General features: G+C 66.0%; 12 protein-coding genes. 5 read left to right on the top strand and 7 right to left on the bottom strand.

All coding sequences use genetic code 11. The features are described 5' to 3' along the window. Window position 1: 1 nt before the first annotated feature. Entirely contained in the window at window positions 2–1,396 is a 1,395-nt protein-coding gene (locus tag ACZY0B_RS22330) for an amidohydrolase family protein (protein ID WP_463766411.1), read from the bottom strand. 138 nt (window positions 1,397–1,534) lie between these two features. On the opposite strand from ACZY0B_RS22330, the gene ACZY0B_RS22325 reads away from it, so the two are divergent. After that, window positions 1,535–2,206: a GAP family protein gene (locus ACZY0B_RS22325; RefSeq protein WP_463766410.1), complete on the top strand. Its 672-nt coding sequence runs from the start codon at window positions 1,535–1,537 to the stop codon at window positions 2,204–2,206. Window positions 2,207–2,221: 15 nt separating this feature from the next. Here the strand turns inward: ACZY0B_RS22325 and ACZY0B_RS22320 are convergent, their stop codons facing one another. Next, window positions 2,222–2,995: a hypothetical protein gene (locus ACZY0B_RS22320; RefSeq protein WP_463766409.1), complete on the bottom strand. Its 774-nt coding sequence runs from the start codon at window positions 2,993–2,995 to the stop codon at window positions 2,222–2,224. 60 nt (window positions 2,996–3,055) lie between these two features. Between ACZY0B_RS22320 and ACZY0B_RS22315 the strand changes: the two genes are divergently transcribed. Continuing rightward, on the top strand, window positions 3,056–4,546 hold the full coding sequence (locus tag ACZY0B_RS22315; protein ID WP_463766408.1) for a diacylglycerol kinase family protein: 1,491 nt from the start codon (window positions 3,056–3,058) through the stop codon (window positions 4,544–4,546). A gap of 30 nt (window positions 4,547–4,576) precedes the next feature. On the opposite strand, the gene ACZY0B_RS22310 is transcribed toward ACZY0B_RS22315, so the two are convergent. Then, window positions 4,577–5,347: an alpha/beta hydrolase family protein gene (locus ACZY0B_RS22310; protein ID WP_463766407.1), complete on the bottom strand. Its 771-nt coding sequence runs from the start codon at window positions 5,345–5,347 to the stop codon at window positions 4,577–4,579. Between the two features lie 77 nt (window positions 5,348–5,424). Here ACZY0B_RS22310 and ACZY0B_RS22305 point away from each other — a divergent pair, with 77 nt between their 5' ends. Together ACZY0B_RS22305 and ACZY0B_RS22300 are read left to right on the top strand one after the other, a co-directional pair. After that, the gene (locus ACZY0B_RS22305) at window positions 5,425–6,264 is read left to right on the top strand and encodes a carotenoid biosynthesis protein (protein ID WP_463766406.1); all 840 of its coding nucleotides are present in this window, start codon (window positions 5,425–5,427) and stop codon (window positions 6,262–6,264) included. A gap of 198 nt (window positions 6,265–6,462) precedes the next feature. Continuing rightward, on the top strand, window positions 6,463–7,047 hold the full coding sequence (locus ACZY0B_RS22300; RefSeq protein WP_463766405.1) for a hypothetical protein: 585 nt from the start codon (window positions 6,463–6,465) through the stop codon (window positions 7,045–7,047). Window positions 7,048–7,245: 198 nt separating this feature from the next. Here ACZY0B_RS22300 and ACZY0B_RS22295 read toward each other — a convergent pair whose 3' ends face one another. Beyond that, the gene (locus tag ACZY0B_RS22295; protein ID WP_463766404.1) at window positions 7,246–8,100 is read right to left on the bottom strand and encodes a L,D-transpeptidase; all 855 of its coding nucleotides are present in this window, start codon (window positions 8,098–8,100) and stop codon (window positions 7,246–7,248) included. A 227-nt stretch (window positions 8,101–8,327) separates the two neighbouring features. Here ACZY0B_RS22295 and ACZY0B_RS22290 point away from each other — a divergent pair, with 227 nt between their 5' ends. Then, entirely contained in the window at window positions 8,328–8,921 is a 594-nt protein-coding gene (locus tag ACZY0B_RS22290) for a S1 family peptidase (protein WP_463766443.1), read from the top strand. A gap of 39 nt (window positions 8,922–8,960) precedes the next feature. Here ACZY0B_RS22290 and ACZY0B_RS22285 read toward each other — a convergent pair whose 3' ends face one another. The 3 genes from ACZY0B_RS22285 to ACZY0B_RS22275 form a co-directional block, all read right to left on the bottom strand. Continuing rightward, complete coding sequence (locus ACZY0B_RS22285; RefSeq protein WP_463766403.1) at window positions 8,961–10,061, bottom strand: ferritin-like domain-containing protein; 1,101 nt, start codon at window positions 10,059–10,061, stop codon at window positions 8,961–8,963. Window positions 10,062–10,178: 117 nt separating this feature from the next. Further along, window positions 10,179–10,982: a mycofactocin-coupled SDR family oxidoreductase gene (locus ACZY0B_RS22280; protein ID WP_463766402.1), complete on the bottom strand. Its 804-nt coding sequence runs from the start codon at window positions 10,980–10,982 to the stop codon at window positions 10,179–10,181. A gap of 152 nt (window positions 10,983–11,134) precedes the next feature. Next, the gene (locus ACZY0B_RS22275) at window positions 11,135–13,105 is read right to left on the bottom strand and encodes a DUF7159 family protein (protein ID WP_463766401.1); all 1,971 of its coding nucleotides are present in this window, start codon (window positions 13,103–13,105) and stop codon (window positions 11,135–11,137) included. Between the last annotated feature and the right edge of the window lie 159 nt (window positions 13,106–13,264).

Raw genomic sequence — 13,264 nt, 5'->3', positions numbered from 1 at the left:
GTTACAGCCGGCGGCCCTGTATATAGGTGCCGGCGATCGATGTTTCGCGCGTTCGCATCAGCAACCCGAACAGTGTCTGGTCCCGGGCCATGGCCGGGTCGTCGGAGCGCACGCCCTCGGTGATCACGGCCCGCAGCGCCGGCGTGCGGTTCGGGTCGACGACAACGAAGTCGGCCTCCTTGCCGACGTCGAAGTTGCCGAAGCGATCCTCCATGTCGAGCGCGCGGGCACCGCCGAGCGTGCCGATGAACAGCATCTCGGCCGGATGCATGGACGCGCTCGCATCGCCCGGCTCCCCGATGTGCACCTTGAAGGCCGCGGCGAGCACCTGCGGAATCGGCCACTCGTCCCCGCCGCCGAAATCCGTTCCGGCAGCGATGTTTACCCCGGAAGCAACCGTCCGGCGCCACGGCATGGTGCCGGATCCGAGGAACTGTTGCGAGACGGGACAGTGTGCGATGGACGTGCCGGTCTCCGACATCCGCCGCAACTCCACGTCTTGGCAGTGCACCGCGTGCGCCATGATGCTGCGCCGCCCGAGCATGCTCGGGCCGCCCGCTTTCGAGCCGGGCAGAAACTTGCCGTCATAGGTGTCCAGGTACGAGTCGACCTGATAGGTCTGCTTGGTCGTATCGACTTCTCCGGTGCCCGGGCGGTCGTTCTCGTTGAGGTGAGTGTGGAAGTACACGCCGCGATCTCTCACCGAGTCATACAGTTCGCCAAGTCTTTTCAGCGTCTCGCTTGTTACCGCGATGGCGAATCGCGGTACCAGCGCCACATGTAGCCGGGCGGTCTTCGCGTTGCCGGTGTCCGCCCCATGCCACTTGTTGATCTCTTCGCGGGCCAGCCGGATCGCGTCGTCTTCTGACGTCATCAACGGCTTGGCCGCCGGCGGCCCAACGGTCTGGATGCCGCGACCGCTGACGATCCGCAGGCCGCGACGCGCGGTTTCGGTGAACAACGCATCCTGCGCCTCGGGAAACGGCGAGCCGAAGACCATGGCGGCCGTCGTCCCGCTCGCGATGCGGCGATCGCAGAACTCGACCGCCGCCCGCTGTGCGAAGTTCCGGTCGGCGAAGCGGGCTTCCGAGGGATAGATGCAGTTGTTCAGCCATTCCAGCAGCTGCCCACCGTTGTACGAGTCGCCCGCAAAGGTTTGCGGGAAATGAACGTGGGCGTCGACGAACCCCGGCAGCAGAAACCCCGGCCGGTGATCTGTCACGGGTGTTGATCGGAACTTCAGAGGGACACCGGCGCGGTCACCGCAAAAGGCGATCCTGCCGTCGTCCCCGACTACTAGCGCACCTTCTGGGATGGACACCAATGCGTGGACGGCTTCGGATACCAGCGGAGAGCCGGCAAGGTGAAAAATGTGCCCAAGGTGGATCCGAGCCACGCGTTCTTCCCCTAGTGTCTTGCTCGAAGGTTGCGCTGCAATCACATACAACCACCTAGGCGTGTTCAGCGAAGCCCGGACAGCGAGCGCACCGCGTTCGGTGGCCCGGCGACGATGTCAACGAGAGGATTGCTGCCCGTGGCTGGAAGCTGGAGCTCGCTGTTACCCACACTCGTTCCGCTGGCGCTGGTCATCGCCGTCTCTCCGCTGTCGATCATCCCGGCTGTCCTCGTGCTGCACGCGCCACGGCCGCGGCCCGCCGGGCTGGCTTTCCTCGGCGGGTGGCTGTTCGGGCTGATGGCACAGACCGTGCTCTTCGTCGCGGGCTCCGGTGGGCTCGGCGATATGCACAAGTCGACACCGACATGGGCATCCTGGCTGAGGGTGGTACTCGGGTCCGCCCTGATCTTGTTCGGCATCTACCGGTGGGTGACCCGGCATAGTCACACCGAGTCGCCGGCCTGGATGCGTTCCTTTAGCACCATGCGCCCCAGGCGCGCGGCCATCACCGGGCTGGTGCTGACCGTGGTCCGCCTTGAGGTGCTCCTGATGAACTTGGCGGCGGGCTTGGCCATCGGCACCAGCGACCTCGACCATGTCGACAAACTCAGCGCCGGCATCGTCTTCGTCGCCGTGTCCGCGTCAACGGTCGCGATCCCCATCTTGGCCTACGTGGCCGCGGGTCACCGCCTCGACGATTTCCTGGAACGCGTCAGAGACTGGATGGAGAAGAACAATGCCGCACTGATGGCGGCAATCCTGGTCCTGATCGGTTTAATGGTGCTCCACAACGGAATTCGCGCTTTATAACCGGTGCACTGGCGGTTACAGGTAGCCGCCATCGGCCAGGCCGGCCTGCGCTTCGAGCCGGTTTGTCTTGCCAAACAGCCTGTCGCGGATCACTTCCCAAATGTAGGCGGTGATCATGCGCGAGTGGCCTTTGGCGGCCCACTGCTGGGAATGCAGCTCCTCGTGGTGCAGCACCCGGTCGAGCGCCAGATTGCTCTCCAGCGGCCGGCCCTTACGGTCGGTATACCACGCGTGCCCGGACTCGATGATTTGACGGAGCCGCCGGGCAGGCCCGGTGGAATCTTTGACGTCAACCGAGACGTTGACCATGAAGATGTCGCCCCACGCCGTGCCGCCCTGCTGGCTGAACAGCTGCTGGATCCGGTTGCCGCCGAGTCCCATCAGCATGCCGTTCGGGGTGGTGACGAGGCGCCCACCATTGCGGTACACGAACCCGACGTCCTGGTCGTAACTCCAGCTGTTCGCCTGCTGGCGATCGGCAATCCGCCGGACCTCATCGGCGGAGTATGGCGTCTCGGGGAAGTCGGTGGGCCGGCTCGTCGGGCCGCCATAACCGGTGCCCGCGTTGAGGATGTAGGTCAACAACGTCGCGCCGCGCGCCTCGTCGCCGGTGGTACCCGGTGGAATGAGAAAGAACGACTTGCCATCCGGGTCGTTGATCTCCGCCATCTTCTCGAGGACCCGAAAGCTGTCCGGCGTGACGCCGTGCTGACCGGCGATCGCGTTGGTGACTGCCCCCGCAACACCCAGACGTTCGGCGTTCGCCAGCCACCTCTGGTGATAGTCCACTGCCGCCCGCCTGGTCATAGTGCGTCAATTCTTATCAGTCGCAACGTTAGGGTGTAGCAAATGAGCAGGGGGCCTTGGCAGCGCGCGCGTGGAATCAAGCAGATCACCCGGGGTCTGGGCACCCTCGATCGCGAGTTGTTCGTCGCGGTGGCCGAAACCCCCACCCCGCTGCTCGACACAGTCATGCCTCCGCTGACCCGAGCGGCCGACCATTCCAAGCTGGGGTTCGTCATCGCCGGCGGACTGCTCGCAACGAGGAAGCCGGCCGCGCAGCGCGGTGCGACGCGTGGACTCGTGACGCTCGGTGTGACGAGCCTGTTCACCAACCAGATCGCCAAGCGAATTCGCCGGCGCCCCCGCCCCCTCTACGACCAGGTGCCGGTGGTCAGAAGGGCACGCCGTCGCCCGACGTCTAACTCGTTCCCATCGGGACACTCGGCCAGCGCGGCCGCGTTCGCCGTCGGTGTGGGCCTGGAGAATCCGCCGCTGGGCTTCGGGCTGGCCTTACTGGCCGGCCTGGTCGGATTGTCGCGAGTGGCAACCGGCGCGCACTACCCCGGTGATGTCATCGCGGGGTTCGGCATCGGCGCCGGGATCGCCGTGCTGGGCGGGCGGCTGGTCCCGCCGGTCGTCGAAACCGCTCTGCCACAATCGGAACCGCTGCGCATCGAGACGCCGGAAAGGCCCGATGGCTCGGGCGTGGTCCTGGTGATCAATCCGGCGTCGGGCAGCGGCACCGGCGCTCGCGTCGTCGACGAGGTTCGTGCCGAGTTGCCGAAGGCGGAGATCGTGGAACTCGGTCCTGACGATGACCCCGAGCAGGTGATGCGCAGCGCCGCGGCCCGGGCCGAGGTGCTCGCGGTAGGTGGCGGCGACGGCACGGTGTCCACCGCCGCGGCGGTCGCCGTCGATGCGGGGCTTCCGCTTGCGGTCTTTCCCGCCGGCACACTCAACCACTTCGCAAAGGACATCGGCTGCGACACCGTGGGCAAGACCGTGGATGCCATCCGTCGCGGCGTTGTGGCCCGCGTTGATCTGGTGTGCCTCAACGAAAGTCGGACTGTGATCAACACCGCCAGCATCGGCGCGTATCCGGCATTCGTGCAGCAGCGCGAAAAGCTGGAGAAGCGCATCGGCAAGCCAGTGGCCGGCTTCTACGCGATGCTGCACACACTGCGCAGCGATCAACCCGTCCGCATCCGCTATGACGACAAGACGCTGCTGACTTCGCTGTTCTTTCTTGGCAACTCGCTGTACCTGCCGACCGGGTTCGCCCCGTCTCGCCGCACCCGGATGGACGACGGCCTGATCGACGTGCGCATCCTCGAAACGGGTCGCCGGTTCGCCACCGCCCGGATCCTGACCGCGCTCGTTTTCGGACGGCTGCAGCGCAGCCCGCTCTACCACGAGCTCCAGGTGCCCGAATTCAGCTTCTCGGCCGTCGATGAGCCGACGGTCGTCGCCCATGACGGTGAGGTCGGCGACGAATACCGTGAGGCCAGCTTTACGGCGAAATACCGGATTCTGCCGGTGTTTCGCCCGCTTCGCTGAGGGTCGCTGCCGCGAATTGCGTTCTGCAGGCTAGCTTCCGGCTTCGATCCCCAGGTAGGCGTCGGCCCAGGCGCCGATGATCCGGCCTGCCCGATGAGCTTGGCCGCGGGCGGTGAGCAGGTGATCGGAGCCCTCGAGTGAGACGAAGCTGCGCGGGTGGTGGGCCATGCGGAAGATCTCGCTCGCGTTCTCGATGCCGACCGTGTTATCGGTGGGCGAGTGCAGGATCAACAGCGGCAGCCGCAAGCTTTTGATCTTGTCGTGCAGCGCAGCCGCACGGACATCCTCGACGAACGCCCGCTTGAGAATCAGCTTGCGTCCGCCAACCAGCCATTCGACGCTGCCCTCGGATAAGCAGCGGTCAACCACCGCGTCGTAATGCTTTTCGACGTGGCTGGGGTCAAACGGCGCAGCCACCGTGACGACCGACCGCACGCCCGGCGACCGCATCGCCGCGGCGATGACCGCGGCGCCACCCCAGGAGTGCCCGACCAGGATGTCGGCCGGCGTCCCGCGGTTGACCATGAACTCGCAGGCCGCGACGATGTCGTCGGTCTTGACGGTGAACGACCCGTCACCCCAGTTTCCGTCCGACCCACCGAGACCCAGCGCGTCGAAGCGCAGCATGCCGATACCGTCCGAGGCCAGCTGTTTGCAGATCCGCGCCGCGGCCGGACAGTCCTTGCCGAGGGTGAAGCCGTGCGCAAACACCCCCCACCCGCGCACTGCGGAGTCCGGGACCTCGATGATCCCGGCCAGGTTCGCGCCGGTGGAGCTTTGGAACGTGACACGTTCGCCCATAGTGGAGATCTAACTATGCGGCGCCGATGGCGCGCGTAATGTCTCGCTGTCGAACCGAGCGGGAGGTTGCCGTACAGATGAAGCTTCTCCAGGCATTGTGTTGGGTCTTGCTGGCCCTCACGCTGCTCGCCGTGGGGGTGATGGCGGTGCGGCCGTCGCTGGCTGCTCAAGCCGCAGCTGCCCAAGCCGGCTTGCTCATCCTGTTCGTCGTCGTCCATGCGTGGCTGGGCTACACCTTCCGCGGCATGGCCGCATTCGTCGTCATCGCCGGCGTTGTCTCTTTCACCATGGAAGCAATCAGCATCGCGACCGGGTTTCCGTTCGGCTCCTACACCCATCACATGCCCGGTGTGAAACCCCTCGGCGTCCCGCTCGCGGTCCTGACCGGCTGGATCATGTTCGGCTGGCTGGCCTGGGCGCTGGCTCGGGTGATCATGCGGCCGGTGGCCGCCGTGGCTGTCGGTGGCGCCGAACGCTTTACCACCCCCCTCGTGGGGACGTTCATTCTCGGCGGCTACGACCTTGTGTACGACCCCGTCGGGGCGACGGCACACAACTGGTACTCCTACGACCACCCGACCGGTGCGCTGGGTGTGCCACTGACCAATTACTTCGGCTGGCTTCTCACCGGCTGGTTGATCTTTCAACTCGTCGCGCTCGTCGAAACCAGATTCCCGGGGCGGCCCGTCACCGGAAGCCGCAGTTACTGGCTGCTGCCATGCCTGTTCTGGCTTTCCACCACCGCCCAGGTCTTCAACAGCCTGATCCATCCGACCGACGGCGTCGTGGTCCGGGGCGGCAAGACCATTGTGATCGCCGACGTATACGAATCATGTGCATCAGCAGCGCTATTCACCATCGTCCTGACGGGGATCATGGCGCTGGTGCGCCTGTACAGCCAACGGTTGCCGCGCTGAGTCGCCGTCCCTTTTGCGTTGGCGCGGCGCAGTATTCGCGCGACCGAGTTGTGATGCCGTCGTGACGTCACCATTTGGAAACGGCGCGGTGCGGCGCGCGTCGTGTTCTACATGTGCCACTAACAATGGGGGCGTCGTCGAGGGGCGACTTGGGTCGGCTATGTGGTTCTGCTGCGTGAATGAAGGAGTTGGACGTTGATGACGATCTTCGATCGATTCAACATCGGAGTTGTTGCTGGCGTTGGGTTGTGCGGTGCCGCCATAGCGTTGAGCCCGAACGCGGCAGCCGTCCCATATATGACAGGCGGCGGGGCATGCATGTACGGGCAGTCGGGCGAGGCTGCCGCTCCTGCTGCCGGTGGACCGGTGGGCGCCGGGGGAGCGGTGGCGGCGGGCGGACCCGCGGCGGCGGGCGGACCCGCGGCGGCATGCAGCGCTCCACTGACCGACATGGCCGGTGTTCCGCTGGTGGTGCCAGGTCCGGGGGTTGTTCCGATTCCGGCTGGCGCTCCGCTGATTGCGCTCGGGCCGCCGATCCCGGCCGGTCTTCCTCTGCCGTTGGGTGCTCCATTGCCGTTGGGTGCGCCTCCGGTGCCGATCGCTGCTCCGTTGCCGCTGGGGGCTCCGCTGGTTGCCCTGGGTGGGGTCGCGGATGCCATTCCGGTGGCCCCACTGATTGACATGTCTGGCGTGAAGGACGCGCCGACCGGTCCGGCGCCGGCCGGCGGGCCGGTGAACGGTCAGCCGGTTTCACCCGGTCCCTCGCCGGTGCACGGAGGCTGATTCCCGATCGAATTGAATGACCCGCTGGGTTACGCCCAGCGGGTCATTTTCGTTGTGGGGGATGAGGTCTCAACGTTTGCGACGTATGCGCATTCCCTTACCGAGTGTGAATCCACGGCGGGAAATCAGCGAAAATCCCACCCTCACTGCACACTCGACGCCGAGGCGCACCACCAGAGGCAATGCGCGACAACGGTATTACGACGAGGGAAGTTCGTTGGTGCTCTCGCGCACGACTACCGGGTCGCCGACGTTGACCGTGTTGTAGTACCACTCGGCGTCCTCGGGGCTCAGGCTGATGCAGCCGTGGCTGACATTCTCCAGGCCGAGTGAATTGACCGCCCACGGAGCTGAGTGCACGAAAAGGCCGTGGTTGCTGATACGAACGGCATAGTCCACCGTGAGGTTGTAGCCGTCGGGGGCATCGACGGGGATGCCGACGCTGCTCGAATCCATCTGTACAGAGCGCTCTTTGGACAGAACTGTGTACGAGCCGATCGGCGTCGGGTACTCGGGTCTACCCATCGAAGCAGGGAGCACGCCTTGTTCGCCGAAGTGCGGACGGTGGTGCGGCGCCGGTAGCGACGACGGCGGTGCTGACTCGACTCCGTCGATGCTCACGGTGAAGGTGTGCTCGGAGATGCTGGCAATACCGATGACCCGCGGGCCCGTCTTGATCTCCGTAGGCTGGCCTTCCACGGTGAGCGCTATCGTGCTGTGCGCCGGCCAGTAACGGTCCGGAACCCACTGCACCACTTTGTTGTCGAGCCATTGGTACTTGCCGGTCATCGCGGGCGTCGACGTGATCCCCAGGGCGTGTTCGGCCGCGTGCCGGTTGGTGACGGGCGCGCGGAAGGTCACCACCACGGGGTGCGCCACACCGACGGCCTGGCCGCGTGCCGGCAGCAGCGATGCGATCGGGTACGCGTAGGACTGGGTCGCCGACGCCAGGCTCACGTCGGTCGGCACCGGCAGACTTACCACGGCGGACCCCGCGACCACACTCGCGCCGATTCCGATGACAGCAACGGCACACCGAATATCCGCGCGCATGACCCCAATTCCCTTTAACTGACAGAGTTGCAATAGGAATGGTAAAGCTGCGCTGAGCTGGGGAAGCGCAAGGGCGCGTTAGTAATTGATCAAGTGTTGGTCACGATTTGGCCACAGCGGGCCGATATGTAAACGTGATGTCGGGACGCGGTCCTGACACATCAGCAGAGGAGAGCGAAGTGCCCGGTGGTTGGCTTCGAGGGGTCGGGCTGGCAGGTGCCACGGTGATGACCGCGATGGCGTTCGCGGGTGCTGCGCTTGCAGCGCCGCCTGCGGCACCGGGAATCCAGGTCAGTGATGGAATCACCAAGTGCACAACGGGTTTCGCGGCCCAAGGCGGCGACGGTAGCTACTACCTGTTCACCAGCGGGCATTGCAACCACGGCGCGCCGTTCACGTACGACGAGAACGTCCCGCTAGGCACAGTCACCGCCAGCGAGGAAGTGGGCGACCTACGAGACGCTGCGATCATCCGCCTTGACCCGGGCGTCGGCGCGCCGGTGGGTGATGTCGGCGGCCAGCCTGTCCGGGGCGTGTTGAGCGCTTCCCAGATCAAGGCGGGGATGCCGTTCTGCAAGGTCGGTGCGATTACCGGTGAGACCTGCGGCGCCATCAAGAGCATCGACGGCGAAGTCATCGAGGCCGGCATCTTCGCCCAGCCCGGTGACAGTGGCGGTCCCGGTTACGTGAAGAACGCGGACGGCACCGTGACCGCCGTCGGCATCGTGATGTCCACGTCGCTCGCGGGTGACCCCAACATCACCTACTTCGTCCTGGTGCAGCCGCTGCTGGGCAGATGGGGTGTGCGGATCGTCGGCTGACTACGGCGTCAGCCTGCTGTTGGTGCGCCTGCCGAGCCGTTAGCTCGCGCCCGCCGCGATCACCTCGTCCACCTCGAGGGCCCGGTCGGCCATCTCGGCGTGTGCCTTGTCCAGCGCGTCGGCCTGATCCTCATCGGCCTTCATTAGCGCCTCGATGTCAAAGCCGGCCATGTCGAGGACACCCATGTCCGAGAAGGCCTTCTGCACCTTGTCGCCCCACAACCCGATGTCCTTGACGATCGGCACGATGCGGCTGAACAGGTGCGAGCGAAACTGGATCATCAGCGGCGACGTGTCGACCCATTCGGCACATGCTTGGACGTCAAGGCCGAGGGTCTCGAAAACCTCCTCGCCGCGGAACCGGTCGCGCATCAGGTAGCAGGCGTCCACGACAAACTCTTCACGCTCGTCGCGCTCGGCTTCGCTCAACGCAGAGTAGTAGTCCTTCAACGAGATTCGGCCAAAGGCGACGTGCCGGGCCTCGTCCTGCATGACGTAGGCAAGCACCTGCTTGGCCAGCGAGTCCGGCTGCGCCATGTCACGCAGCACCCCGAACGCGGCGAGGGCGAGCCCTTCGATGAGGACCTGCATGCCGAGGTAGGGCATGTCCCAACGCGAGTCGCGCAGCGTGTCTTCCAGCAGGGACGTCAGGTGTTTGTTGATCGGGTAGACCAGGTCGACCTTCTCCTGCAGGAATCGCGAGAACGCCTCGACGTGACGGGCCTCGTCCATGGTCTGGGTGGCCGCGTAGAACTTCGCGTCCAAGTCCGGGACGACCTCGACGATCTTGGCCGCGCACACCATCGCCCCCTGCTCGCCGTGCAGGAACTGCGAGAGCTGCCAGGCCTGGAAGTGCTGGCGCATCTCGGCGCGCCGTGCGTCGTCTGCGGCGTTCCACATTGGGCTGTTGAACAGCGGATGGAATTCGTCGGGCAGTCCGATGGGATTCATCGGGTCGACGTCCTGTGCCCAGTCGATCCGCGACTGGGCATCCCACTGCTTGTCCTTGCCCTTTTGGTACAGGGAGAGGAGCCGGGCACGCCCCTCGTCGTACTCCCACGTGAAGCGCGCGTCACCGGCGCTGGGGACCTCCCATGAATACGGCACAGGCACGTCCGTGTACTTGTCTCTCGTGGTCATGAGTTGCCGCCTTTCCGCCCGGTGTGACCAGTGGTCATGTGATGGCTATCACAGTGCACCGCGTCGGGCGGCGCGTCAACCCTGGTTATTGATCGCGGCCCGCCCGACGAAAATCCGTCAGTGGATGCGCGCGCTGCCGCCGAGGCCGATCTCGAGCACGCTTCCGGTAATGACCCCGGGGTCGGTGACCAGATACAGCACGCCGCGACTGACGTCCTCGGGTTGCAGCCAGGGTTGAGGTATTGGGTTGGCTTTCATCATCCGGCGCACCAGATCGTCGGGGATGTCATCACTTCCAGCCGGTTGCACCATCGGTGTTTGCACGGTGGTAGGGCAGACGACGTTGATCGTGATGCCGTCCTTGGCGACCTCTAAGGCGGCCGATTTTGCGAGGCCGATGACACCCCACTTGGTGGCGTTGTATGCGGCCAGTTCGGGGATGCCCATGCGGCCGCCCATCGAGGAGGTCACGACGATCCTGCCGAACCGCTGCTGCCGCATCACCGGTATGGCGGCCCGCAGGGTGTGAAATGCGCCGGTCAGATTCGTGTCGATCAGCTGTTGCCAGACCACGTCGCTGACGTCTTCCAGTAGCCCGGTGCTGACGATTCCGGCGTTGGCCACCACGACGTCGAGGCTGCCCAGGTCGGCGACCGTCTGCCTGATGGCGGCGCCGACCGCGGCCGAATCGCGCACGTCCAGGGTGAGCGGTAAACAACGCCGGCCCAGCGCTTCAACCAGCTTCGTCGTCTCCCGTAGGTCGTCCTCGGTGCCCAGGGGGTAGGTCAGGTCCGTCATTGCATCGGGGGCATCGGCGGCCACGATGTCGGCTCCTTCGGCCGCTAACGCCAACGCGTGTGCGCGCCCCTGCCCTCGAGCCCCGCCGGTGATCAAGGCCACGCGTCCATCCAAAACACCCATGCGGGTAGACGCTACCTGCAGATAGTGGATGAGATGTTTGCGGGTCCGCTGTACGGTGCCATGAAATCGATTGCTGCGGAATATATTTCGTTGCGGCACTGGCGGACAAGGTCGAAGTTCGACAGTGGTGCGTCAAAACGTGTCAGAGCCTGCTACCTGTGGCTGCCACTCTCGCTGCCGCTAGAGCTGCTGCCGCTGCTGCTGCTGGAGCTGCCTCCGCTGCTCTCGCTGCCACTGGAGCTGCTGCCGCTGGTGGAGCTGCCTCCGCTGCTCTCGCTGCCGCTAGAGCTACCGCCACCGGTGGAGCTGCCACCACTGCTGACTTCGCCGCCACTGGAGCTGCTGCCGCTGGTGGAGCTGCCGCCAGCCGAAGGCGTGCCGCCGCTGGGGCTTTCACCACCGCCGGCTGTCCCGCCGCCCGAAGGCGCGCCCCCGCCGCCGCCCGAAGGCGCTCCGCCGCTCGGACTTTCACCACCGCCGGTTGGACCGCCGACAGTAGGCCCGCCGCCGCTGGGGGTTTGACCACCGCCGGTTGGCCCGCCGTTGTTGGGGGTTTGACCGCCACCGGTTGGCCCGCCGCCGGGAGCGCCGTGGCCGGGGTTGGGGCCGTCAACGGGTCCTCCGCCGTGTGGCCCACCGCCGCCGGGATTGCCGTGGACAGGACCCGGGCCGCCATCCGGCGCACCGCCGCCGGGATTGCTGTGGACAGGACCCGGGCCACTAGCCGGCCCACCGCCGCCGGAGTTAGGCGGCGGGCTTTGCCCCGGAGGAAGTCGGTGGGGTGGCGGCGAGATCGGTGGGGGGACGTGGATCGGCGGCGAAATCGGTGGAGGGACGTGGATCGGCGGCGGCGCCTCGACCACGGGCGGGCTTGCCGGCAGGTCGGGCAGCTGAACCGGCGGCACGGGAGCCGGTGCGATCGGCGGGACGAACACGGGAACGGGCACGGCCGGCGGCGGGGGAACGGGGGCCGCCGGGACTACAACGGGCGGTGCCGCGGGAACCGGAGCCGCCGGTGGCGGTGCGACTAGGGGTGGGCTCAACGGCGTCGGCGCCACCAGCTTCATAGCGGCCACTTGGGGTGCGGGTGCGAATACCTGCTGGACTGGGGCGATGATGCCCTGGATGGGGGCGGGCAACGAACCGACAGTCGTGCGGATGCCGAGCGACAGGGCGATCTCTAGGGCCAGCGCCGCGCTGAAGCCGGCTACTGCCACTGCAGTTCCGACCAGCAGGCCCGGCCTAGGACGGGCCTCGCCGTCACCTGGAGCGTCCATGACGACAGTGGGGGCATCGGCTTCATCGTCGACCACGGCGCTGTAGGCAAGGTCGTCTTCACCGAGCTCGGCGTGGGTGATGCTCAAGTACTCGGGCAGGGCAGACACGTCGACCGCACCGGTGCCGGGGTCTTGTGCGTAGGCCAGCGCAGCAGTCGACGACGTGAGCGCATTCGCGGACGCCAGGGCCGCGCCTCGGGCCAGTGCCGTCTCCGGTTCTTCCGGCACGTTCACGGTAAGCGACGTCGCCTCTTCTAAGCGCCGCCTGATCGGGGTGATGTCGACGCCGGAGCCGACCACAAACAGGCCGCCCGGCGGCGTTGGTAGCTCGTCAAGCCCGGCGACCAGCTCCACGAGCTCGGCGGTGACCATCTGCCCGGACGCTGTATCGAGCCGTTCTTCGTGGACATCGTCGATGGAACCGTCCGAGGTCTCGACAATAGCCAACGTCGCGGTGTCGGGCTCCACGAAAAGCACTGCAGTGCGCTCGTAACCCATTGCCCCGCCGACGAATTGGGTCAATGCGGTCGCGGCCAGAAACGCCGAGACCAGCATCACGTTCTCAATCTTGTGAGCCGCCAGCGCGTCGCGCATGGCTGCGGCTTCGAGCTGGTCGGTGCATGCCACCCCGATAGAGTCCAGTTCGAGTCCGGCGCCGGCGGCGTCTTCGCGGGTGCACATGATGGCGGCGATCACTCGATCAGAAGCGCTGACGGTGGGCGAGTCGTCGGCGGCAGTGATGGGTAACTCGGTCTCGTCTATCGTTGCGCCGTCGGCATTTTCGCCTTGCAGCAGGACCATTTGAACCGAGGTCGGCGCCATCGAGACTCCGAGCACGATGTCCATTACCCACGCCTCCCAACATCTCGGCAGCCGGCCACGGTCTGGACGTAATGAGCCACGCGGCTCGATGAACTGATCGTCACCGGGGAAGCTGTGTCAGGATCCTGCGGACGTTGTGTGGGCGTTATGAAGCCAAGGCGTCGGTAAGCCCGGGAACCGGGC

The organism is Mycobacterium sp. IDUB_19 (genome assembly GCF_055419445.1).
Note: the sequence above shows the minus strand (reverse complement) of the source record. Positions and strands in the feature narration are given on the sequence as shown.

What these genes read in the sequence shown, in the direction of transcription:
- ACZY0B_RS22315 (WP_463766408.1), top strand. Translation starts at nt 3,056, where the DNA reads ATGAGCAGGGGGCCTTGGCAGCGCGCGCGTGGAATCAAGCAGATCACC.
- ACZY0B_RS22310 (WP_463766407.1), bottom strand. Translation starts at nt 5,347, where the DNA reads ATGGGCGAACGTGTCACGTTCCAAAGCTCCACCGGCGCGAACCTGGCC.
- ACZY0B_RS22305 (WP_463766406.1), top strand. Translation starts at nt 5,425, where the DNA reads ATGAAGCTTCTCCAGGCATTGTGTTGGGTCTTGCTGGCCCTCACGCTG.
- ACZY0B_RS22300 (WP_463766405.1), top strand. Translation starts at nt 6,463, where the DNA reads ATGACGATCTTCGATCGATTCAACATCGGAGTTGTTGCTGGCGTTGGG.
- ACZY0B_RS22295 (WP_463766404.1), bottom strand. Translation starts at nt 8,100, where the DNA reads ATGCGCGCGGATATTCGGTGTGCCGTTGCTGTCATCGGAATCGGCGCG.
- ACZY0B_RS22290 (WP_463766443.1), top strand. Translation starts at nt 8,328, where the DNA reads ATGACCGCGATGGCGTTCGCGGGTGCTGCGCTTGCAGCGCCGCCTGCG.
- ACZY0B_RS22285 (WP_463766403.1), bottom strand. Translation starts at nt 10,061, where the DNA reads ATGACCACGAGAGACAAGTACACGGACGTGCCTGTGCCGTATTCATGG.
- ACZY0B_RS22280 (WP_463766402.1), bottom strand. Translation starts at nt 10,982, where the DNA reads ATGGGTGTTTTGGATGGACGCGTGGCCTTGATCACCGGCGGGGCTCGA.
- ACZY0B_RS22275 (WP_463766401.1), bottom strand. Translation starts at nt 13,105, where the DNA reads ATGGACATCGTGCTCGGAGTCTCGATGGCGCCGACCTCGGTTCAAATG.